Below are 19,930 nucleotides of genomic sequence, written 5' to 3' on the forward strand. Positions count from 1 at the left end.
CAACCCCTCCCGGCGGGGTTGCGGATCTCCTACGGACGGATGTGGACATGACCTCACCAGCCGGTGACCGGCGTTCGTTGCACAAGGCCTTCGCGGCCAGCCTCTCGGGAACAGCGCTCGAGTGGTACGACTTCGCGGCCTACTCGGTGGCGGCCGCGACGATCTTCGGGAATCTCTTCTTCCCCTCGGAAGACCAGCTCGCGAGCACGATGGCGGCGTTCTCCACCTACGCCGTCGGCTACCTCGCCCGGCCGCTCGGCGGGTTCCTGTTCGGCCGCCTCGGCGACGTGCTCGGCCGCAAGCGCATCCTGGTCATGACGCTCGTGCTCACCGGGGTGGCGACGTTCCTCATCGGTGTCCTGCCCACTTACGAGACCATCGGCGGCTTCGCGGCGGTGCTGCTCGTGGCGCTGCGGTTCGCGCAGGGTGTCGGCATCGGCGGCGAGTGGGGTGGCGCCGTCCTGCTCTCGAGTGAGTTCGGCGATCCGAACAAACGCGGTTTCTGGGCCTCCGCCGCCCAGATCGGCCCGCCCGCGGGCAACCTGCTCGCCAACGGCGTCCTCGCCGTGCTGGCCGGACTGCTCACCGAGGACCAGTTCAACAGCTGGGGCTGGCGGATCGCGTTCCTGCTTTCCGGCGCGCTGGTCGGGTTCGGCCTGTGGATCCGGCTCAAGCTGGAGGAGACCCCGGTCTTCAAGCAGATCCAGGAGCGCGGCGAACGTCCGTCGGCGCCGATCTCCGAGGTCTTCCGCACCGAACGCCGCGCGCTGGTCGCGGCCGTGCTGATCCGTGTCTGTCCGGACGTGTTGTACGCGCTGTTCACCGTCTTCGTCCTCACGTACGTCACCACGCACACCGATCTCTCGCGCGGCGCCGGCCTGGCCGCGGTGATGATCGGTTCGGCGTTCCAGCTGGTGCTGATGCCGCTGTTCGGCGCGCTCTCGGACCGCGTCTCGCGGCGCAAGATGTACCTGATCGCGACCATCGCCGCCGGGATCTGGCCGTTCGTGTTCTTCCCGATGGTCAGCGGCGGTTCGTTCCTCATGCTGGCGATCGGGATCGTGCTCGCGCTCGTCATCCACGCGGCGCTCTACGGGCCGCAGGCCGCGCTCGTCACCGAGCAGTTCTCGCCGCGCCTGCGTTACACCGGCAGCTCGCTGGCGTACACCCTGGCGGGCGTGATCGGCGGGGCTCCCGCGCCGCTGCTGTTCACGGCGCTGCTGGCCGGTTTCGACACCTGGCTCGCGATCGGAGGCTACTTGCTCGTGACGGCGGTGGTGACCATCATCGGTGTCGTGCTCGCCCGTGACCCGGACCGCGAGGAGGCGGCTGCCATGGAGCCCGTGCGATGACCTGGACGACCATGTCCACAGTGGAGGGTCTGCCGCTGATCGGCGGACAGGGCAGGTTCCGCACGCTCGCCACGGCGGAAGGCGGGCTGGCGTACGAGATCGCCTACCCGGCGGGCGTCGCTTCTCCCGTGCACAGCCACGATCACGACAGCATCGTGTACCTGGTTTCGGGTTCGCTGCGCGGCACGCTCGGCGGCCGGGAAGTGACCCTCGAAGCGGGCGGCACGATCGTCCACCCGCGCGGCGTCCAGCACAGCGTCGAGGCCATTGTGGACAGTCAGTGGGTCGAATTCAAGACGCCGCTGCCCACGCGGGCACCGATCGCGGAATGAAAAACCGGGGCGGACACTGATTTCCAGCGTCCGCCCCGGTCGGGAGGAAAGTCTTACGCGTCCAGCTCGGCCAGCGCCAGCTTCGCCTTCTCCAGCTCGGCTTCGAGCTGGGCGACCTTCGCGGCCTGCAGCTCGCGGGCGGCGTTGATGACCTCGTCGATCGGGCCCGACAGGTCGGCGTGCAGTTCCTTGGCGGCGCGGGACACGGCCGCGGCCGGGATCTCCAGGCCCTTCGTGACCCACTTGCTGCCGTTCTTGAGCTCGGCCTGCCACTCGCCGTCGGCGGTGCCGGTGACCGTGAGGGTCAGCTCGACGGTGCGGGTCTTCTTCGCCGTCGTGGCGACCTTCGGGCGGCCACGCTTGGGCTTGGGGGACTCCACCGTGTTTTCGTCGGTGGGGGTCTCCGGGGTTTCCGGAGTCTCGGTCTTCGCCTCCGCCGGGGCTTCGGCCGTCTCCGCCTGCGGCGTCGAGTCGACGGGCGCTTCGGTAGCCGCTTCTTCGGACACGGCGTTAGTGCGTGTCAAGGCATCCACGGTCATCGTCGGTGTCGTCTCCTTGCCCGGGTATGGGGTGGTACCCGGCACATCCTAGAACAGGCGTTCGAGTGATGCGAACCGGGGTGTGGTAGGCGTGTCGCGTGCGAGGAAAGGTCCTTTCCTCGCAAATTTTGCGAGGAAAGGACCTTTCATGGCGCGTGCGGGAGTGGCTACTCCTCGGACTTGCCGGACTTCAGGCCCGAAGAGATCAGGTCCATCACCGACGAGTCGGCCAGCGTGGTCACGTCGCCGACCTGGCGGTTCTCCGCGACGTCACGCAGCAGGCGGCGCATGATCTTGCCGGAGCGCGTCTTCGGTAGCTCCTGCACGACCAGGATCTGCCGCGGCTTCGCGATCGGCCCGATCTCCTTGGCGACGTGGTTACGCAGCTCTTGGACGGCCTCATCGCCGCCATCCACCGCGTTGCCGCGCAGGATGACGAAGGCGACGATGCCCTGCCCGGTGGTCGGGTCGGTCGCGCCGACGACGGCGGCCTCGGCGACCGTCGGGTGCGAGACCAGCGCCGACTCGACCTCGGTGGTCGAGATGCGGTGCCCGGACACGTTCATCACGTCGTCGACCCGGCCCAGCAGCCAGACGTCGCCGTCGGCGTCGTACTTCGCGCCGTCGCCGGCGAAGTAGTAGCCCTGGTCGGCGAAGCGGGACCAGTAAGTCTCGCGGAACCGCTGCTCGTCGCCCCAGATGCCGCGCAGCATGCCCGGCCACGGCTTGTCGAGCACCAGGTATCCGCCGCCGCCCTTGCCGACCTCGACGCCCTGGTCGTCGACGACCTTCGCCGAGATGCCCGGCAGCGCCTTCTGCGCGGAACCCGGCTTCGTGGCGGTGACGCCCGGCAGCGGCGAGATCATGATCCCGCCGGTCTCGGTCTGCCACCAGGTGTCCACGATCGGCGCCGAGTTCGCGCCGATGTTCTCGCGGTACCAGATCCACGCTTCGGGGTTGATCGGTTCACCGACGCTGCCGAGCACGCGCAGCGAGGAGAGGTCGTACTTCTGCGGGATCTCGTTGCCCCACTTCATGAACGTGCGGATCAGCGTGGGCGCGGTGTAGTAGATGGAGACCTTGTGCTGCTGGACGATCTCCCAGTGGCGGCCCTCGTGCGGGGTGTTCGGCGTGCCTTCGTAGACGACCTGCGTCGTCCGGTTCGCCAGCGGCCCGTACACGATGTACGTGTGCCCGGTGATCCAGCCGATGTCGGCGGTGCACCAGTAGACGTCTTCGCCTGCCTTGTGGTCGAAGACGTTGTGGTGCGTGTACGCGGCCTGGGTCAGGTAGCCGCCGGAGGTGTGCAGGATGCCCTTCGGCTTCCCGGTGGTGCCGGAGGTGTAGAGGATGAAGAGCGGGTGCTCGGAGTCGAACGCCTGCGGCGTGTGCTCCGCGGACTGGCCGTCGACCAGTTCGTGCCACCAGATGTCGCGGCCTTCGGTGATCGGCACCTCTTCGCCAGTGCGGCGCACGACGATGACCTTCTCGACCGATTCGGCGCCTTCGAGCGCTTCGTCGACATTGGCCTTCATCGGGGCGGCCTTGCCGCGACGGTACTGGCCGTCGGTGGTGATGACGATCCGCGCCGCCTGGTCGTCCACGCGGGAACGCAGGGCTGTCGGGGAAAAACCACCGAAGACGACACTGTGCAGGACGCCGATCCGGGCGCAGGCGAGCATCGCGACGATCGCCTCGGGCACCATCGGCATCTGGATGGCGACGCGGTCGCCCGCCTTGAGGCCGAGGGACTCGAGCGCGTTCGCGGCCTTGGAAACCTCGTCCTTCAGCTGGGCGTAGGTGATGTCGCGGCTGTCGCCGGGCTCGCCGACCCAGTGGATGGCGACCTGGTCGCCGTGCCCGGAATCGACGTGGCGGTCGACGCAGTTGTACGCGACGTTGAGCTTCCCGCCCACGAACCACTTCGCCACCGGCGCATTGGTCCAGTCCACTACCTGCGACCACTTCGTTTCCCAGTGAAGGCGCTCGGCCTGCTTGGCCCAGAACGCTTCCCGGTCGGCGTCGGCTTCGGCGTAGAAGTCGGCGGTGGCATTCGCTTGCGCGCTGAAAGCCTCACTCGGGGGGAAGGTCCTGCTCTCCGTGAGCAAATTGTCCAGCGCCGGCGACTGCTCGGTCATGGTGCGATGCCTCCTGTGATTCGCGTGTCTTCACGCCCGTTGGCACGCTATCGACGTTACGACGCGAAGTAAAAGGTTGCATCGTGGTTGCGCGCGGCGTTCACACGCTTGAGGACAAAGCGGTACGGACCGCGGGCCATTCTGGTCCGGTGAGGGAGTAGACGACGGTGTCGCGGACGCTTCCGTCGGGCCGGACGCGATGCGCTCGCAGCACCCCTTCCCGTTGCGCGCCGAGACGTTCGATCGCCTTCTGTGACTTGAGGTTGCGGATGTCGGTCTCCCACGAGACGCGGTTCGCGCCGAGGTCGTCGAAAGCGTGGCGCAGCAACAGGAGTTTCGACTCGCGGTTGAGTCCGGTCCGCTGCCATTCGGAACCGATCCAGGTGTGGCCGATGGAAACGATCTTGTGGCGCGCGCTCATCGCGTAGAACGACGTCGTGCCCGCGACTTCGCCGGTGCGCGCGTCGATCTGGGCCCAGGCGCGGCGGTCGGTGTCGGCGAGGATGTCGTCGACCATGGCTTCGGCGGCGGCGAGGTCCTGCGGCTGCCGGAGGCTGAGCCAGGTCCAGATCGCCGGGTCGGAGCCCGCCGCGAACAGGCCCTTCGTGTGGTCGCGGGTGAGCGGTTCGAGGTGGACGCGTTCGCCGCGCAGGGTGGCGTGGGTGTTCCAGTCGGTCACGGCCTCGACGCTACGGACGGCAATGGCCTTACTGGATAGCCAGTTTCGAAGCATTCGAGAAGGCCACTGCGGCGTTGCCTATGCTCGCGGGAACGATCGAGAAGGCGAGGCAGCATGGCCGAGGAGCGGGAAGAGCTCACCTGGGAGTTGTTCGGGACGGCCAGCAGGGAGCTGGCGCAGGCCGTCGCCGACGACGGCTTCGAGCCGGACCTCATCCTGTCGATCGCGCGTGGCGGGCTGTTCGTCGCCGGCGCGCTCGGTTACGCGCTCGACGTGAAGAACCTGCACGTGATGAACGTCGAGTTCTACACCGGCGTCGACCAGCGTCTCGACCTGCCGGTCATGCTGCCGCCGGTGCCGAACGTCGTCGACCTGACGAAGAAGAAGGTGCTCGTCGCCGACGACGTCGCGGACACCGGTGCGACCCTGAAGCTGGTCCGCGACTTCTGCGCCGATCACGTCGCCGAGGTGCGCTGCGCGGTCGTCTACGAGAAGCCGCGCTCCGAGGTCAAATGCGAGTACGTCTGGAAGCACACGGACCGCTGGATCAACTTCCCGTGGTCGGTGCAGGCGCCCGTGGTGCGGCGCGTGGGCCAGGTGCTGGACGCGTGACGGATCCGCTGAAGCCACTGCTGGACCTCGAAGGGGTCGCCGCGGCCGCGAAATCGGCGCAGGACGCGGTGTTCGCCGTCCATCGGCTGCCCGCCAACCTGCGCGGCGGCGCGGCGACGGCCGCCGAAGCGTCCGTGCGGTCGGCGCGGGCGTCGGCCGGGATCGAAGGCGCCGCGCCCGAACTGCCCGAATCCGGTGAAGTGACCGATCCGGTGCTGGCGGGCGCGCTGCGGGTCGCGGAAGCGCTGGAGGGTCTGCTGCCGACGTGGCGGCGCGCGCCGTTGCAGGCGTTGGCGCGTCTGCACGTTCTCGCCGCGTCGGATCTGGTGACGGATCTCGACGCGCTGGGGCGGCCGCGGTCGTCCGGTGACGTCGGGCCGCGGCTGGAGATGCTGGCGCAGCTGGTCACCGGTGCGACGTCGGTGCCGGGGCCGGTGCTGACCGCCGTCGTGCACGGGGAACTGTTGGCACTCAAGCCTTTCGGCTCCGCGGACGGTGTTGTCGCGAGGGCGGCGGCGCGGCTTTCGGCGGTGGCGACCGGACTGGACCCGAAGGCGCTGACGGTGCCGGAGGTCGCGTACTTCCGGCGGGTGCCGAAGTACCTCGAAGCCGCTTCGGCGTTCGCGGGCGGAACCCCGGAGGGCGTCCGGGCTTGGCTGCTCTTTTCGTGTGAAGCGTTCGAGGCGGGCGCTCGTGAGGCGAAGTCGATCTCCGACGCCGCCGGCTGACTTCCCGCATTTCGTCCTCTGAATGCGGTAGTTCGCGATGCCAACTACCGCATTCAGAGGACGAAATGCGGGAGTGGGGTGAGCCCACACGGGATCTCGCGCAGGTGTAGGGCGTGACCACATGGTCTAAGTGCCGGGATCGACCTAACGTCGTCCGGCATGAGTGGTGCGTATCACAGCGATCTGGCCGGTAAGTCCGCGCTGGTCACAGGCGCGGCGAGCGGGATCGGCCTGGCCTGCGCCGAAGCGCTCGCCGAGGCGGGGGCCAAGGTCCACCTCGCCGACATCGACGACGCCGTCGAGAAGGTGGCGGCCGACGTCAACGGCATCGCGCACGTCGTCGACCTCACCGACGCCCAAGCCGTCGAGACGCTCCCGGCCGAGGTCGACATCCTCGTCAACAACGCCGGTTTCCAGCACATCGCGCCGATCCACGAGTTCCCGCCGGAGACGTTCACCCGCGTCCAGGCGCTCATGGTCACCGCGCCGTTCCTGTTGATCCGCCGCGCGCTGCCGCACATGTACGAACGCGGCTGGGGACGCGTGGTCAACATGTCCAGCGTCCACGGCCTCCGCGCGAGCCCGTTCAAATCCGCGTACGTCACCGCGAAGCACGCGCTCGAAGGCCTCTCCAAGGTCACCGCGCTCGAAGGCGCGGAGCACGGCGTGACCAGCAACTGCGTCAACCCCGGCTACGTCCGCACGCCGCTGGTCACCGGCCAGCTCCAGGCGCAGGCCGAGGAACACGGCCTCGAACGCGACGCCGTCATCGAGCAGGTCCTCCTGCGCCGTTCCGCGATCAAGCGGCTCATCGAACCCGCCGACGTCGCCGCGTGCGTGCTCTGGCTGTCCGGCGAGCACGCCGCCCATGTCACCGGTACCTCGATCCCCCTCGACGGCGGCTGGACCGCCGCGTGAACCCCCAAGAAAGGACGTCTTCGGTGACCACCCAGAACCGTGGCTCGATCGCGAAGGTCGTCAGCGCCAGCCTGATCGGAACGACGATCGAGTGGTACGACTTCTTCCTCTACACCTCCGCCGCGGCGCTGGTGTTCGGCAAATTGTTCTTCCCCTCCAACGATCCGCTGACCGGTACGCTGCTCGCGTTCCTGACCTACGCCGTCGGTTTCCTCGCGCGGCCGATCGGCGGGCTGGTGTTCGGCCACTTCGGTGACCGCGTCGGCCGCAAGAAGCTGCTGGTGCTGAGCCTGTTGCTGATGGGCGGTTCCACCTGCGCCATGGGCATCCTCCCGACGTATGCCTCCGTCGGTGTCCTGGCACCGATCCTGCTGACGCTGCTGCGGCTCGTGCAGGGTTTCGCGCTCGGTGGCGAATGGGGTGGCGCGGTGCTGATCGTCTCCGAACACGGCGACGACAAGCGACGCGGATTCTGGGCGTCCTGGCCGCAATGCGGTGCTCCCGGCGGGAACCTGCTCGCGACGGCGGTGTTGGCGATCCTCGCCGCGACACAGTCCGACGAGGTGTTCCTCAGCTGGGGCTGGCGGATCCCGTTCCTGCTTTCCGGTGTCCTCGTGGTGATCGGGCTGTGGATCCGGCTCGCGGTCAGCGAATCACCGGTCTTCCTTGCCGCGCAGGAGAACAACGCGACCACGCACGCGCCGGTCGTCGAGGTGTTCCGCAAGAGCCGGCGCGCGGTGCTGATCACGATCGGCTCGCGGATGGCGGAGAACGTCTCGTACTACGTGATCACGGCGTTCATCCTCGTCTACGTGACCACCGGGCTGAGCCTGCCGAAATCGGCGGGACTCAACGCGGTGCTCATCGGTTCGGCCGTGCACTTCCTGACCATTCCCTTGTGGGGCATGCTTTCCGACCGGATCGGCCGCCGCCCGGTGTACCTGTTCGGCGCGATCGGCATGGCGGTGTGGAGTTTCGCGTTCTTCGCCATGCTCGACACGAAGAACCCGGGCGTCATCATTCTCGCGGCGACCGTCGGGCTGGTGCTGCACGGCGCGATGTACGGCCCGCAGGCCGCGTTCTTCTCCGAGCAGTTCCCGACGCGGGTGCGCTACACCGGACTTTCGGTCGGCGGTCAGTTGTCGTCGATCGCGGCCGGGGCGGTGGCGCCGCTCATCGCGGTCGCGTTGTTCAGGGAGTTCGGCAGCACGATCCCGGTCTCGCTCTACGTGGTCGCGATGTGCGTGCTGACCGTGACCGCCCTGCTCGCCGCCCGCGAGACCAAGGGCGAGTCCCTGCACTCCGAAGTTCTCACGGAGCGCGGTCACGTGTCAGCATGACCGTTGTGGACGGTTCCGCGCAGTTGCGCCGGCTGCTCGAACTGCTCGCCTCCGGGGCGGGCAGCGAGCAGCTGGCGCACGTCCCCGTCGACCCGAAGGCCACCGAGCTGGCACTGCGGATCCGGGACACCGTCGCCGAGCACAGGCGGCGCGAGGCGGAGCTGGCCGCGCTGTTCGACACGGCCAGCGACCTCGCCCGGCTGGACGATCCGGACGCCGTCCTGCGGTCGATCGTGCGGCGGGCGCGGGCGTTGCTCGGCGTGGACGTCTCGTATCTCAGCCTCAACGACGAGACCGAAGGCAAGACCTACGTCCGGGTGACCGACGGCTCGGTCTCCGCGCTGTTCCAGGACATCGTGCTGGGCATGGGCGAGGGGCTCGGCGGGCTGGTCGCGCAGACCGCGCGGCCGTACGCGACGGCGGACTACTTCGACGACAAGCGGTTCCGCCACACCGCCTCGATCGACACCGGGGTGCTCGACGAGGGCCTGACCGCGATCCTCGGGGTACCGCTGGCGATCGGCAGCAAGGTCATCGGGGTGCTGTTCGCCTCCGACCGGACCACCCGCGAGTTCTCGCCCGACGAGGTCGCGCTGCTGTCGTCGCTGGCCGACCACGCGGCGATCGCGCTGGACAACGCGCATCTGCTCGACGAGACGCGCCGCGCGGTCGCCGAACTGAACGCCGCCAACGCGACGATCAGCGCGCACAACGACGCGATGCGCCGCGCCGAGGACGCTCACGACCGGCTGATGGATCTCGTGCTGCGCGGTGGTGACCTGGCCGAGGTCGCCGCCGCGGTCGCGGACGTGCTCGGCGGCGCGATCGCCGTCTATGACGCCGACGGCGTCGTCCTCGCCAGGACCGACGGCGAGCTGAGCCTTTCGCGTGCGGCGGTTTCGGCGTCCAGGACGAGCGGACGCGCTGTGTCCACTGAGGACGGATGGCTGTGCGCGGTCCAGGCGGGGCAGGAATTCCTCGGCAGTCTGGTACTCGGCGGTGGGCCGTCGCTCGGCGAGGCCGACCGGCGGCTGTTCGAGCGGGCGGGCGTGGTCACCGCCGTCCTGCTGATGCAGCGGCGTTCCGTCGCGCGCGCCGAGGACGAGGTGCGCGGGGAGTTGCTGTCGGACCTGCTCACCGCGCCGGGCCGCAATCCGGCCGCGCTGCTGGCCCGCGGCCGCCGCCTGGGGGTCGATTTATCGGCACCGCACGCGGTGCTGGTCGCGCATGCCGACGACGTCTCCCGGCGGAGACTGGCCACGGCGGCCGCACGGCACGCGGACCTCGTCGGTGTCCACGCCGACGAAGTGGTCCTTCTGATTCGAGGTGCGGACGCCGGGGCGCTCGCCCGGTCCGTCGCCGCCGAGCTGACGTCCACAATGGACTGTGCGGTCACGGTCGGTGCGGCGGGGCCGGCCGCGTCACCGCGGGAGCTGGCCGTGGCGCACGCCGAAGCCGCGCGATGCGTCGCGTCGCTGCTGGCGCTGGGCCGGGCGGGGGAAGGCGCGAGCATGGCCGACCTCGGTTTCGTCGGGCTGCTGCTCGGCGAGCACGCCGACCTCGGCGCGTACGTGACCGCCACGATCGGCCCGGTGCTCGACTACGACGAACGCCGCGGCACGGATCTGATCGGCACCCTTCGCGCGTATTTCGCCTGTGGCGGCAACTTGACGCGCGCGAAGGACCTGCTCCACGTGCACGTCAACACCGTCGTGCAACGGCTGGACCGCATCGCGTCACTGCTGGGCGAGCAGTGGCAGGCGCCCGAGCGCGCGCTGGAACTCCAGCTCGCGCTCAGGCTGCACCGCCTCACCAATGACCGAAACGAATGACGTCGTCGAAGTCGCGGCGAGCGATCTTGGTCGCCGAAGAACCGGGTGAAGGCCCGGATTCCGCACCGTGTCCGAGCGCCACGACGCCGATCGGGTCGTGGTCCTCCGGCACGCCGAACTCGCTGTGCAGCCGCTCCACGCCTTCCGGCGCCAGCCCGAAGAACACCGCGCCGAGACCCTCGTCGACCGCCGTCTGGAGGATCAGCATCGTCGCCATCCCGGTGTCGACATCCCAGTACGGCACGCGCCACCACGAGTCGTCGCCCTCGGCGAAACCCTTGTCCGGCTTGGCATAGCGGTCGAGGTACGCGTTCTTGACGGAAAGCGGCACGATCGCGACCGGGGCCGTGGTGACGGTTTCCGGCGCCCAGCTCGCCCCGAACTCCCAGAATTTGGCGAGTTCTTCGCCGATGAGGACGAGAAATCCTTGTCCCTGTGAGAATCCGGCGGAGGGGCCTTTCAGCGCGTTGCGCAGAATGCGCTGCAGGCTCGCCTCGGCGACGGGTTCGCCGGTGAACTTCCGGACCATGCGACGGCGTCGTACGACGTCCTGGAATTCCATCCGATCAGCTTAGTGCGCAAGTGGTCGCCAGGTCACCGCTCGCGCGCGGGATCGTCGCCGAAGCGGGCGGGCGGACGCCGTCGAGCCAGCCTTCGAGAGCGCTGAAAGCCGTGCGGAAACACGGGCCGATGGGCCGCAGCTTGTCCGGGTGCGCGTCGTAGAGCCCGTCGACGTGGTTGCCGTCGACGATCCGGTAGTAGCGCTGGAGTCCGGCACGGCCCTGGTCGGCGATCATCCGCTGGTAGACGTCGGAATCGCGGGTGATCGGCAGCAGGGTGTCGAGGGTGCCGTGCAGGGTGATCAGCGGTTTGCCGATCCGGCCGGTCAGCGAGATCCGTTCCACCGCGCGGTGCACCGACGGCGGGCGAGTGGTGTAATCGTAGTCGGTTCCGGCGAACGACGGATCGAATTCCGCCTGATAGATGCGCTGGGTCAGGCCCCAGTAGACGTCGTTGTGGTACGGCCAGAGGAATTCCGATCCCGGCGCGAAACCGGCGTCGAGAATCCGCTGATGGGCTTGCGCGGAACCGGCGGCGTAGGCGGGGTAGGCCTTGATCGCGGGCGGCAGGAAAGTGAACAGGTTCGGGCCGTCTTCGTGCCAAAGCGTGCCCTCCCAGTCGATACCGCCGTCGTAGAGCCATGGCCGGTTCTCGAGCTGCCAGCGGACGAGATAGCCGCCGTTCGACATCCCGGCCGCGAGGGTGCGGCTAGGCAGGCGCCCGTAGCGATGCGCGACGGCGGCCTTCGCGGCGATCGTCAGCTGGGTGACCCGTGAGTTCCACTCGGCGAGCGCGTCACCGGGGCGGCGTCCGTCGGTGTGGAAGCCGGCGCCGGTGTTGCCCTTGTCGGTGGCGGCGAACGCGTAGCCGGCGGCGAGGACCTGGTCGCCGATCGCGCGATCGTTCGCGTACTGCCGTCGCACACCGGGGGACCCCGAGACCACCAGGCCACCGTTCCAGCGATCGGGCAGCCGCAGCACGAACTGCGCGTCGTGGTTCCAGCCGTGCGTCGTGTTGGCCGTCGACGAATCCGGGAAGTAGCCGTCGATCTGGATGCCGGGAACCGCCTTGGGCGCGGGGAAACCGGCGGAGGTGAGCCCGGCCCAGTCGGACTGGACGGTGTGCCCGGTGACCAGGGTGCCGGTGGTGGTCAGATCGTCCAAACAGGACAGTTGCTGGGTCGCGGCGCCGGGAACGCGCACGTTCCCGCAACCGCTCGCCGCCTGGGCGGGTGTCGCCATGGCCAGCATCATCGCGAGGACCAGAATGAGCCGCATCGGACGACGGTAAGCGGCGGCTTCGTGTGCCGGTATCGGGTGTGACCACACAAAACGGGCCGCCGCTGTGGTGGTCTTCCACGTGGGAAGCGGGCGTCGGTGGATTTAGCCTGAGGTGATGCGAAAACTCCTCATCGGCGCGGTGGTTTCGGCATTGGTCCTTCTCTTTCCGGCTCCGGCACAGGCGGCGGCGATCCGCCCGGTCGCCGGGTTCGGGAGCAATCCCGGCGCGTTGCAGATGTTCGAATACGTTCCCGACGGGCTGCCGTCCGGACGTCCGGCGGTGGTCGTGCTGCACGGCTGCACCCAGGACGTGGCCGGGTACGCGCGTGGCTCCGGCTGGATCGGTCTCGCGGACAAGCTGCGGTTCAAACTCGTTCTGCCGCAGCAGGTTTCGGCGAACAACTTCAGCAAGTGCTTCAACTGGTTCCAGGCGGGTGACATCAAGCGAGGATCCGGAGAGGCCGAATCGATCGCGCAGATGGCGCGGTTCTCGGCCGGGAGCCGGACGTACGTGACCGGCCTGTCGGCGGGTGGCGCGATGACTTCGGTGCTGCTGGCGGCGTATCCGGAACTGTTCGCGGGCGGCGGTGTCGTCGCGGGACTGCCTTATGGCTGCGCGACTTCGATGATCGACGCGTACTCCTGCATGAATCCCGGCAAGGACCTGGCCCCGAAGCAGTGGGGCGACAAGGTGCGGGCCGCGAGCAGTGGGCCGCGTTCGCCGGTCAGCGTCTGGCACGGGACCGCGGACCACACGGTGGCTCCGATGAACATGCGCGAGCTTGCCGAGCAGTGGACCGACGTCGGCGCGGCCGTCGACACGCACGCCGTCACCGGGATGGGGCACGGTCAGCCGATCGCGCCGGGAGCCGGATGCGGGCAGGCGGGGCCGTATCTGCTCGACGTCGGCGTGTGCGCCGCGGCGGAACTCGCGGCGAAGTGGCGGCTAGGAGAGGACGGCGTCCAGTAGCCCGGGGAAACGCGCGTGGACGTCCTCGGTCCGTAGTTCGACCCAGCGGGTCCGGCCCTCGACGAACGTCGTCGTGAGGCCGGCCTCGCGCAAGACCTTCCAGTGATGGGAGAGCGTCGGCGCGCTGATCTCGACGTCGTACTCGGTGATGGCGCAGCTTCGCGGCGAAGGATTGCTCCGCAGTGCGCGGATCAGCTCCAGGCGTACGGGGTCCGCGAGCGCCTGGAGCACCGGCACGATCTCGATCTCGTCGATCGACGGCTGCGGCAGCGTGGTGCTCACTTCACTCCAAACTATTTGACAGTCATCGAATAGTCACGCCACTATACCGCGTATGACGATTCGACGATCATCAAATGATCGGCTCGCTCTGGGGGCTCTGCTGGTACTCGCCGTCGGGACGTTCACCGTCGGCACCGACGGATTCGTCCTGAACGGGCTGCTGCCCACCATCGCCGCGGACCTGCGCGTCTCCGAAGCCGTCGCGGGTCAGCTGACCACGGTCTTCGCGGTGACCTACGCGGTTTCCTCGCCGATCATCGCGGCCTTCACCGGACGGCTCGACCGGCGCTGGGTGCTCGGCGCGGGGATGGTGCTCTTCACGATCGGCATGGCCGGTCAAGCGCTCGGCGAGTCCTTCGCCGTGGTCGCCGTCGCACGCGTGCTGGCCGCCCTCGGCGCCGCCGCGTTCCAGTCCAACGCCTATGTCCTCGCCGGTGCTCTGGCGTCGGACGAGCGCCGTGGTCAGGCACTGGCCACGGTCTCCGCCGGGATGAGCGTGTCGATGGTGCTCGGCGTGCCGATCGGGGTGCTGGCCGGGAACTGGTTCGGCTGGCGTGCGGTGATGTGGGGGATCGGCGCGGTGGCGCTGATCGTGATGCTGCTCGTGCCGCTTCTGCCGGGAGTCCGGATGCCGACGGTGTCGTTGCGCGACAGGCTCGCCGTCGTCGTACGGCCACCGATCGCGCGCGTGCTCGGCGTGAGTGTTCTCGGTACCGCCGCGGGCTTCGCGGCCTTCGTGTACTTGCCGGTGCTGGTCGCTCCGGTGGCGGCGGGCGCGATGATCTCGTGGCTGCTCGTCGGTTTCGGGATCGGGCAGATCGCGGGCAACGCCTTCGCGGGCCGGGCCACCGACTCGCTCGGCCCCGCGCGCGTCCGCGCTCTCTCGCTCATCGGGACGGTCGTGACCCTGGCGCTGGTGGACGTCGCCGTGCTGAGCCTGCCCGGCGCGCTGATCCTCGCGCTGGCATCGGGTGTGTTCGGCGGAATGCTGATGGTGCCGCAGCAGCACCGGCTGTTCTCGCTGGCGCCCGACGTGCCGACGGTCGCCTTGGGGCTGAACGGTTCCGCGATCTACGCGGGTGGTGCACTCGGCGCCGCGCTGGGTGGCGTCGTCCTGTCCTCGGCGGGCGTTTGGTGGGTCGGTCCCGTTGCCGCCTTCGTCGCTCTGCTGGGCTTCGCGCTTTCGGTGCCTTCGCGGACGCGGGTGCCCGAGCCCGCCTGATCAAAAGGGGGGAGCAAGGGACCTTTGCTCTCGTTTACGTAGGCATGCTAACTACTGCGTGGACGCGCCCAGCGGCAGCAAAGGTCCCTTGCTCTCTTTTCGCAGGTCAGACCGCTATTCGACGGACCAGCGCTCCTCGATACGCGCGAAGCGCCACACGAGGAGCGCGAAGAGCCACGTAAGCACGAAGAGCGCTACGACCGCGTAGCCCACGTAGTCGAGGCTCATCGACCCGATCGCCGCGAGCGGTCCGGTCGTGATGCCGAAGCGTTCGGTGATGATCGAGATGACCTCGATCGTCCCGATGAGCAAGGCGACCGCGACGGAAAGCGCCGTCACGGTGAGGTTGTAGTAGATCTTCCGCACCGGCTTCGCGAAGGCCCAGCCATACGCGTAGTTCATGAAGCAGCCATCGGCGGTGTCGAACAGCGTCATCCCCGCGGCGAACAGGATCGGCAGCACCAGGATCGCGTACCAGGGCAGCGAAAACGCGGCCGCCCCGCCGGCGAGCACCAGCAGGCTGATCTCGGTCGCGGTGTCGAAGCCGAGGCCGAACAGCAAGCCGATCGGGTAGATGTGCCACGGCTTGCGCACCGCTTTGGTGGCGCCACGGAGCAGGCGGTTCAGGAAGCCGCGGTTGTCGAGTTGCCGCTCCAGCGCCGCTTCGTCGAACTCGCCCCGCCGCATCCGCCGGAACACCTTCACGATGCCGACCAGCACCACCAGGTTCATGATCCCGATGAGGTACAGGAACACCGCGGAAACCGACGTTCCGATCAGCCCGGTCGCCTCGTGTAGCGCCGAGGAGTCGTCCTCGACGGCGCCGGCCAGCGCTCGCACGCCGAGCGACAGCAGCAGGCACAGGGCGAACACGATCGTCGAATGGCCGAGGGAGAACCAGAAACCGACCGAAAGCGGCCGTTGCCCGTCGGCCATCAGCTTGCGAGTGGTGTTGTCGATCGCGGCGATGTGGTCCGCGTCGAACGCATGCCGCATCCCGAGCACGAACGCCGTGACACCGAGGCCGGCCCCGAACACGCCCGTGGCGCCGAGCTCGTATCGGCGCGGCGCCACGAAAAGCGTCAGGACCCCCCAGCCGATGACGTTGAGCAGCAGGATGAACCCGGCCATCCCGGCGACGGACACCCGTTCGCGTCGCGTGAGCGCGAGGCGTCGGGATGAACGGGTCTGTCCGCCGGAACTGGGCAATCGATCAGCTCGCGCGCACCCGCAGGGAGTCGAGAGCCTTGCGTACGTGGCCATCGTTGGCCGCCAGCGCCTTCGCCGCACTCGCGACGTCCTCGCCGGACAGCAGATGGACCAGCGCGACCTTGAGGTCGCCGTCGGCCTCGGTGAGCGCGTCGGAGCAGTCCGCCATGCTCATACCGGTGGCCTCACGCAGGATCCTGATGGTCCGTCCGCGCAGCTTCGCGTTGGTCGCCCGCATGCTGACCATCAGGTTCGAATACGTGCGGCCGAGCTTGATCATCGTCGCGGTGGAGAACGCGGTGAGGATGATCTTCTGCGCCGTGCCCGCCTTCATCCGCGTCGACCCGGCGATCGCCTCGGGGCCGGTGTCCACCGCGATGAGGACATCGACACCCGGCGGCGTCACCGCGGCCGGATTACCCGACACCAAGGCGGTGCGGGCACCGCGACGGCTGGCCGCGGCCAGCGCGCCGAGGACGTAGGGCGTCCGGCCGGAAGCCGTCAGCCCGAGCACGAAGTCGCCGGGTGCGACGGACTCGGCCACCTCGGCGGCTCCGGCCTTCGCGTTGTCCTCGGCGTCTTCGACGGCTTGGCGCAGCGCGCGTGCGCCGCCCGCGTGATGCGCGATGAACCAATCGGAGGGCACGTTGAACGTCGGCACGAGCTCCGCCGCGTCCAACGTCGCCAGCCTGCCGGACGTGCCGGCCCCGAAGTAGTGCACGCGGTGCCCCGATCGCAGCGCTTCCACGGCGAAGTCGACCGCCCGCGCCACCTGCGGCAGCACCGCGGCGACGGCTTCGGGGACCCGGCGGTCCTCGGCGTTGATGGCGCCGAGGATGCCCATGGTCGACATCAGGTCGATGTCGGTCGTCCGTGGATTGCGCTGTTCGGTTGGCGAATCGACGTGCACCACCTGGCGTGGGACGGTCATCATGCGCCTCACTTTTTCGCTCATTTGCCGGTTTCCCGCGGCCGCCGCCTGCCGTCGGGCCGGACGCCCAGACGGTGCGAGCCAACCGCGTCCCTGGTCGCGTCGAGCGCGTTGACCGACGCGTCCATGTGCCGCTGCGCGACACCGATGAACAGGCAGTCGATGACGGTCAGCTGCGCGATGCGACTGGCGGTCGCACCCGAGCGGAACGTCGTCTCCCGCGCGGCCGTGGTCAGCACGTGGTCGGCGACCTCGGTGATCGGCGAACGCGGGAAGTTCGTCACGGCGACGGTGATCGCGCCGTGCTCACGGGCCACCCGCAGCGCCTCGACGGTGTCCGTGGTCGCGCCCGTGTGGGAGATGCCGATCGCGACGTCGCCGGGGCTCAGCACGGCGGCCGAGGTCAGCATGATGTGCGTGTCCGACCAGGCGAAGCTGACCCGCCCGATGCGGTGCAGCTTCTGCTGCAGGTCCGCGGCGACGAACGCGCTCGCGCCCACGCCGTAGACGTCCACGCGCCCCGCGCCGGCCACGATGTCGATCACGCGCTGTAGCGACGGGACGTCGAGCTGGTCGGCGGTCTCCTCCACGGCGCGGGCGTCCGCGAAGCTGACCTTGCCGATGACCGCGGCCAGGTCGTCCTCCGGCCCGATCTCGCCGCCGAGGTTGCGGGACGACCGTGCCTCGGACCGGGCGGTGTCGGCCGCCAAGGCGATCCTGAGCTGCGGATACCCGCCGACGCCGACCGCCTTGCAGAACCGCGTGACGGTGGTTTCGCTGGTGTTCGCAGCCAGTGCGACCTCGGTGATGCTGCGCCGCGCGACCTGCGCGGGGTCGTCGAGGACGACCTTCGCGACGCGCTGCTCTGCCCGGGCGAGCCCGGGCAGGAGAGAGCGAATCCGGACGAGCGGGCTCGCGTCGGCGTCCCGTGTCGGCTGCGCCGGCACGGCCTCGGACGGTGCGGCCGCGATTACGGATTCGGTATCGCCCACCGTGGGAAAGTTACTAACCGTTGGCATCTGCGACAAGGCTACCCACACCCTTCGGGAAGATCGCAACCTATCCGTGTCTGCGGATTCGATTTGCGATTAATCGTTGACCAGAAAGTCGCTAACCAGGTCGAGGTCGTTAACGAGGTCGAGCTAACGACTTGGCAACTTAGTGTCGCGACGCAAGGGGTCGTGTCCCGGTCAACGGGGCGGTCTGGTCAGCGCATCGGAGCTGGCCGGTTACCTAGTGCTCAACTTCCAGCCGGTAGCGACGAAAGTAGGCGGATTATGCTCACTGTCCAGCAGTATGTGGCCGCGTTCAGTGACTTTCACACCGTCCAAGGAAATTCCTCGTCCGGTGTAACGGGCATCGGTCGTGTAACGCCAGCGGAGGGTGATTTGTGAGCTTTGCGACACCTCGGCCGCAGCGCGCCACCAAGCCCGATGACCGTGCCCGCCGAGACCGGGTTGGTCCCCGGCGGGAGCGCCTGGTCCGTTTGCACGCAGAGTAATCGTTTTCCAGGTGGCTCCGCCGTCGGTACTTGTTTCCAGGAACAGCGAGTCCGAGGGGCCTTCGGTGTCCACGAAGGTGTCGAAGGTGACCTTCAACGGCCCGCCGCGCGTCTGTAACGGCGGAGTCGTGAGAGTGGCCGTGGAGACGTCCCCGGCGCCGCTGAACCACGCGTCGTGGCCGCGCGCCGGGCTGACGGCCATCGCCTTCGCCAGCGAGCTCGCCCAGGTCTCCCGGGCGATGTTGATCGAGCCCCAGTTCCGTGTCGGGTGCACGCGGTTGGTGAGCAGGATCGCGAACGACCGCGACAGCGGGTCGATCACCAGCGACGTCCCGGTGAACCCGGTGTGCCCGGCCGTCGAGGGCGCCGACAGCGCGCCCATGTACCAAGGCTGGTCGAGCTCGAAGCCGAGGCCGTGCGCGTTGTCGGGGAACTTGTGGTTGTAGTTCGTCAGCATCGCCCGCACGGTCTCCTCGCGCAGGATCCGGTGGCCTCGGTACGCGCCGCCGTTGAGGAGCGTCTGCGCCAGCACCGCCATGTCGGCGGCCGTGGAGAACACGCCCGCGTGCCCGGCGACGCCGCCCAGCGACCAGGCGTTCTCGTCGTGGACCTCGCCGCGTACGAGCCCCCGAGGCGGCTTCGTGGCGTACTCGGTCGCCGCGACCCTGGCCAGTTTCGACCCGGGCGGGTTGTACCCGGTGTCGGCCAGGCCCAGCGGGGTGGCGATGCGGTCCTGGACCATCTTGTCCAGCGGTGCCCCGGCCACCTTCTCGGCCAGGAAGCCGAGCGTCAGCAGGTTGATGTCGGAGTAGAGGTAGGTGCTGCCCGGCGCGTTCTTCAGCGGGCTGTCGAGGACGGCCTTGCGGCGTGACGAGATGTCCGGGTAGCCCTCCCACAGCGACGGGAGCGGTGTCGCGGCGAAGCCCGAGACGTGGGTGAGCAGCTGCTGGACGGTGACGGCCTCCTTGCCGTTCACCCCGAACTCCGGCAGATACCGCACCACCGGCGCCGAGATGTCCAGCTTGCCCGTCTCGGCCAGTTGCATCACCGCGATGGAGGTGAACAGCTTCGAGATCGAGGCCATGTCGAAGATCGTGTCCGCGCGCATCGGCACCTGCTGCTCGGGCGGCAGTTCGGTGCCCTTGGCGTCGGCGTAGCGGACAGCGCCACCGACGGCCTGGCGCTCGACCACCACGCCGTCGTGCGCGAGCAGGCCGACCGCTCCGGAGAAATGCGGATGCCCGGTGGCGTCCGGCTTCGTCCAGCTCTCGATGAACCGCTCGGCCGCTTTGATCGGCTCCGGGTCGAGACCGACTTCGGACGGCGCGCCGTCACGCAGGACGGTGGACGCGGGCGCGAAGCCCTCACGCGGCTTGTCGAACCGGCCCGCCGCGCGGTCGCGCTGCTGCTCGCTCCCTGGAATCGCCTGTGCTCCCGCCGTCGACAGCGTGGTCGCCGCGACCAGTACGGAGACGGCCGCGATCAGGATCTTCCTAACACGCAA

At 68.8% G+C, this 19,930-nt stretch carries 19 protein-coding genes; 9 read left to right on the plus strand and 10 right to left on the minus strand.

What is annotated here, in order from left to right; genetic code table 11:
* The first annotated feature begins 47 nt into the window (after nucleotides 1–47).
* Complete coding sequence (locus AC0685_RS05195) at nucleotides 48–1,352, plus strand: MFS transporter (protein WP_478224364.1); 1,305 nt, start codon at nucleotides 48–50, stop codon at nucleotides 1,350–1,352.
* On the plus strand, nucleotides 1,349–1,684 hold the full coding sequence (locus AC0685_RS05200; RefSeq protein WP_478224365.1) for a cupin domain-containing protein: 336 nt from the start codon (nucleotides 1,349–1,351) through the stop codon (nucleotides 1,682–1,684). The genes AC0685_RS05195 and AC0685_RS05200 overlap by 4 nt, the downstream gene beginning before the upstream one ends.
* A gap of 53 nt (nucleotides 1,685–1,737) precedes the next feature.
* Here the strand turns inward: AC0685_RS05200 and AC0685_RS05205 are convergent, their stop codons facing one another.
* From AC0685_RS05205 to AC0685_RS05215, 3 genes are all read right to left on the minus strand, one after another.
* Nucleotides 1,738–2,223, minus strand: coding sequence for a DUF6319 family protein (locus tag AC0685_RS05205; RefSeq protein WP_478224366.1), 486 nt, complete (start codon nucleotides 2,221–2,223; stop codon nucleotides 1,738–1,740).
* Nucleotides 2,224–2,390: 167 nt separating this feature from the next.
* The gene (gene acs, locus AC0685_RS05210) at nucleotides 2,391–4,361 is read right to left on the minus strand and encodes an acetate--CoA ligase (protein ID WP_478224367.1); all 1,971 of its coding nucleotides are present in this window, start codon (nucleotides 4,359–4,361) and stop codon (nucleotides 2,391–2,393) included.
* A 100-nt stretch (nucleotides 4,362–4,461) separates the two neighbouring features.
* Nucleotides 4,462–5,040: a GNAT family N-acetyltransferase gene (locus AC0685_RS05215; protein ID WP_478224368.1), complete on the minus strand. Its 579-nt coding sequence runs from the start codon at nucleotides 5,038–5,040 to the stop codon at nucleotides 4,462–4,464.
* Nucleotides 5,041–5,154: 114 nt separating this feature from the next.
* Here AC0685_RS05215 and AC0685_RS05220 point away from each other — a divergent pair, with 114 nt between their 5' ends.
* The 5 genes from AC0685_RS05220 to AC0685_RS05240 all read left to right on the plus strand — a co-directional run bounded on the left by AC0685_RS05220 (nucleotide 5,155) and on the right by AC0685_RS05240 (nucleotide 10,470).
* Nucleotides 5,155–5,652: a phosphoribosyltransferase gene (locus AC0685_RS05220; RefSeq protein ID WP_034314770.1), complete on the plus strand. Its 498-nt coding sequence runs from the start codon at nucleotides 5,155–5,157 to the stop codon at nucleotides 5,650–5,652.
* Nucleotides 5,649–6,380: a Fic family protein gene (locus AC0685_RS05225; RefSeq protein ID WP_340685302.1), complete on the plus strand. Its 732-nt coding sequence runs from the start codon at nucleotides 5,649–5,651 to the stop codon at nucleotides 6,378–6,380. The genes AC0685_RS05220 and AC0685_RS05225 overlap by 4 nt, the downstream gene beginning before the upstream one ends.
* Nucleotides 6,381–6,539: 159 nt before the next feature.
* Nucleotides 6,540–7,298, plus strand: a complete 759-nt coding sequence (locus AC0685_RS05230) for a 3-hydroxybutyrate dehydrogenase (protein ID WP_478224369.1) — start codon at nucleotides 6,540–6,542, stop codon at nucleotides 7,296–7,298.
* 23 nt (nucleotides 7,299–7,321) lie between these two features.
* Nucleotides 7,322–8,638: an MFS transporter gene (locus tag AC0685_RS05235; RefSeq protein WP_478224370.1), complete on the plus strand. Its 1,317-nt coding sequence runs from the start codon at nucleotides 7,322–7,324 to the stop codon at nucleotides 8,636–8,638.
* The gene (locus tag AC0685_RS05240; RefSeq protein WP_478224371.1) at nucleotides 8,635–10,470 is read left to right on the plus strand and encodes a helix-turn-helix domain-containing protein; all 1,836 of its coding nucleotides are present in this window, start codon (nucleotides 8,635–8,637) and stop codon (nucleotides 10,468–10,470) included. Before AC0685_RS05235 ends, AC0685_RS05240 begins: the two co-directional genes overlap by 4 nt.
* Here AC0685_RS05240 and AC0685_RS05245 read toward each other — a convergent pair.
* Together AC0685_RS05245 and AC0685_RS05250 are read right to left on the minus strand one after the other, a co-directional pair.
* A complete protein-coding gene (locus AC0685_RS05245; protein WP_478224372.1) occupies nucleotides 10,448–11,032 on the minus strand; it encodes a nitroreductase family protein in 585 nt (194 codons plus the stop codon). The two genes, AC0685_RS05240 and AC0685_RS05245, sit on opposite strands and share 23 nt — an antisense overlap.
* Before the next feature lie 4 nt (nucleotides 11,033–11,036).
* Nucleotides 11,037–12,308 (minus strand): tannase/feruloyl esterase family alpha/beta hydrolase, encoded by a 1,272-nt coding sequence (locus tag AC0685_RS05250; RefSeq protein WP_478224373.1) that lies wholly within the window; start codon nucleotides 12,306–12,308, stop codon nucleotides 11,037–11,039.
* A gap of 118 nt (nucleotides 12,309–12,426) precedes the next feature.
* On the opposite strand from AC0685_RS05250, the gene AC0685_RS05255 reads away from it, so the two are divergent.
* Nucleotides 12,427–13,281: an extracellular catalytic domain type 1 short-chain-length polyhydroxyalkanoate depolymerase gene (locus tag AC0685_RS05255; RefSeq protein WP_478224374.1), complete on the plus strand. Its 855-nt coding sequence runs from the start codon at nucleotides 12,427–12,429 to the stop codon at nucleotides 13,279–13,281.
* On the opposite strand, the gene AC0685_RS05260 is transcribed toward AC0685_RS05255, so the two are convergent.
* Nucleotides 13,258–13,563: an ArsR/SmtB family transcription factor gene (locus tag AC0685_RS05260; protein ID WP_478224375.1), complete on the minus strand. Its 306-nt coding sequence runs from the start codon at nucleotides 13,561–13,563 to the stop codon at nucleotides 13,258–13,260. The genes AC0685_RS05255 and AC0685_RS05260 overlap by 24 nt on opposite strands.
* A gap of 52 nt (nucleotides 13,564–13,615) precedes the next feature.
* Here AC0685_RS05260 and AC0685_RS05265 point away from each other — a divergent pair, with 52 nt between their 5' ends.
* Entirely contained in the window at nucleotides 13,616–14,785 is a 1,170-nt protein-coding gene (locus tag AC0685_RS05265) for an MFS transporter (protein WP_478224376.1), read from the plus strand.
* A 114-nt stretch (nucleotides 14,786–14,899) separates the two neighbouring features.
* Here AC0685_RS05265 and nicT read toward each other — a convergent pair whose 3' ends face one another.
* From nicT to AC0685_RS05285, 4 genes are all read right to left on the minus strand, one after another.
* A complete protein-coding gene (nicT, locus tag AC0685_RS05270) occupies nucleotides 14,900–16,048 on the minus strand; it encodes a Nickel transporter NicT (RefSeq protein WP_478224377.1) in 1,149 nt (382 codons plus the stop codon).
* On the minus strand, nucleotides 15,999–16,928 hold the full coding sequence (locus AC0685_RS05275; RefSeq protein ID WP_465435033.1) for an N-acetylmuramic acid 6-phosphate etherase: 930 nt from the start codon (nucleotides 16,926–16,928) through the stop codon (nucleotides 15,999–16,001). The genes nicT and AC0685_RS05275 overlap by 50 nt, the downstream gene beginning before the upstream one ends.
* A 17-nt stretch (nucleotides 16,929–16,945) precedes the next feature.
* Entirely contained in the window at nucleotides 16,946–17,944 is a 999-nt protein-coding gene (locus AC0685_RS05280; protein ID WP_026467087.1) for a MurR/RpiR family transcriptional regulator, read from the minus strand.
* 210 nt (nucleotides 17,945–18,154) lie between these two features.
* Entirely contained in the window at nucleotides 18,155–19,930 is a 1,776-nt protein-coding gene (locus tag AC0685_RS05285; RefSeq protein WP_478224378.1) for a serine hydrolase domain-containing protein, read from the minus strand.

Source organism: Amycolatopsis sp. NPDC043889 (assembly GCF_056435645.1).

Bases quoted from the DNA above. Each gene is read 5' to 3' on its own strand.
- AC0685_RS05200 (WP_478224365.1), top strand. From the start codon at position 1,349: ATGACCTGGACGACCATGTCCACAGTGGAGGGTCTGCCGCTGATCGGC.
- nicT (WP_478224377.1), bottom strand. From the start codon at position 16,048: ATGGCCACGTACGCAAGGCTCTCGACTCCCTGCGGGTGCGCGCGAGCT.
- AC0685_RS05205 (WP_478224366.1), bottom strand. From the start codon at position 2,223: ATGACCGTGGATGCCTTGACACGCACTAACGCCGTGTCCGAAGAAGCG.
- AC0685_RS05245 (WP_478224372.1), bottom strand. From the start codon at position 11,032: ATGGAATTCCAGGACGTCGTACGACGCCGTCGCATGGTCCGGAAGTTC.
- AC0685_RS05275 (WP_465435033.1), bottom strand. From the start codon at position 16,928: ATGATGACCGTCCCACGCCAGGTGGTGCACGTCGATTCGCCAACCGAA.
- AC0685_RS05265 (WP_478224376.1), top strand. From the start codon at position 13,616: ATGACGATTCGACGATCATCAAATGATCGGCTCGCTCTGGGGGCTCTG.
- AC0685_RS05240 (WP_478224371.1), top strand. From the start codon at position 8,635: ATGACCGTTGTGGACGGTTCCGCGCAGTTGCGCCGGCTGCTCGAACTG.
- AC0685_RS05255 (WP_478224374.1), top strand. From the start codon at position 12,427: ATGCGAAAACTCCTCATCGGCGCGGTGGTTTCGGCATTGGTCCTTCTC.
- AC0685_RS05230 (WP_478224369.1), top strand. From the start codon at position 6,540: ATGAGTGGTGCGTATCACAGCGATCTGGCCGGTAAGTCCGCGCTGGTC.
- AC0685_RS05280 (WP_026467087.1), bottom strand. From the start codon at position 17,944: ATGCCAACGGTTAGTAACTTTCCCACGGTGGGCGATACCGAATCCGTA.
- AC0685_RS05195 (WP_478224364.1), top strand. From the start codon at position 48: ATGACCTCACCAGCCGGTGACCGGCGTTCGTTGCACAAGGCCTTCGCG.
- AC0685_RS05250 (WP_478224373.1), bottom strand. From the start codon at position 12,308: ATGCGGCTCATTCTGGTCCTCGCGATGATGCTGGCCATGGCGACACCC.
- acs (WP_478224367.1), bottom strand. From the start codon at position 4,361: ATGACCGAGCAGTCGCCGGCGCTGGACAATTTGCTCACGGAGAGCAGG.
- AC0685_RS05220 (WP_034314770.1), top strand. From the start codon at position 5,155: ATGGCCGAGGAGCGGGAAGAGCTCACCTGGGAGTTGTTCGGGACGGCC.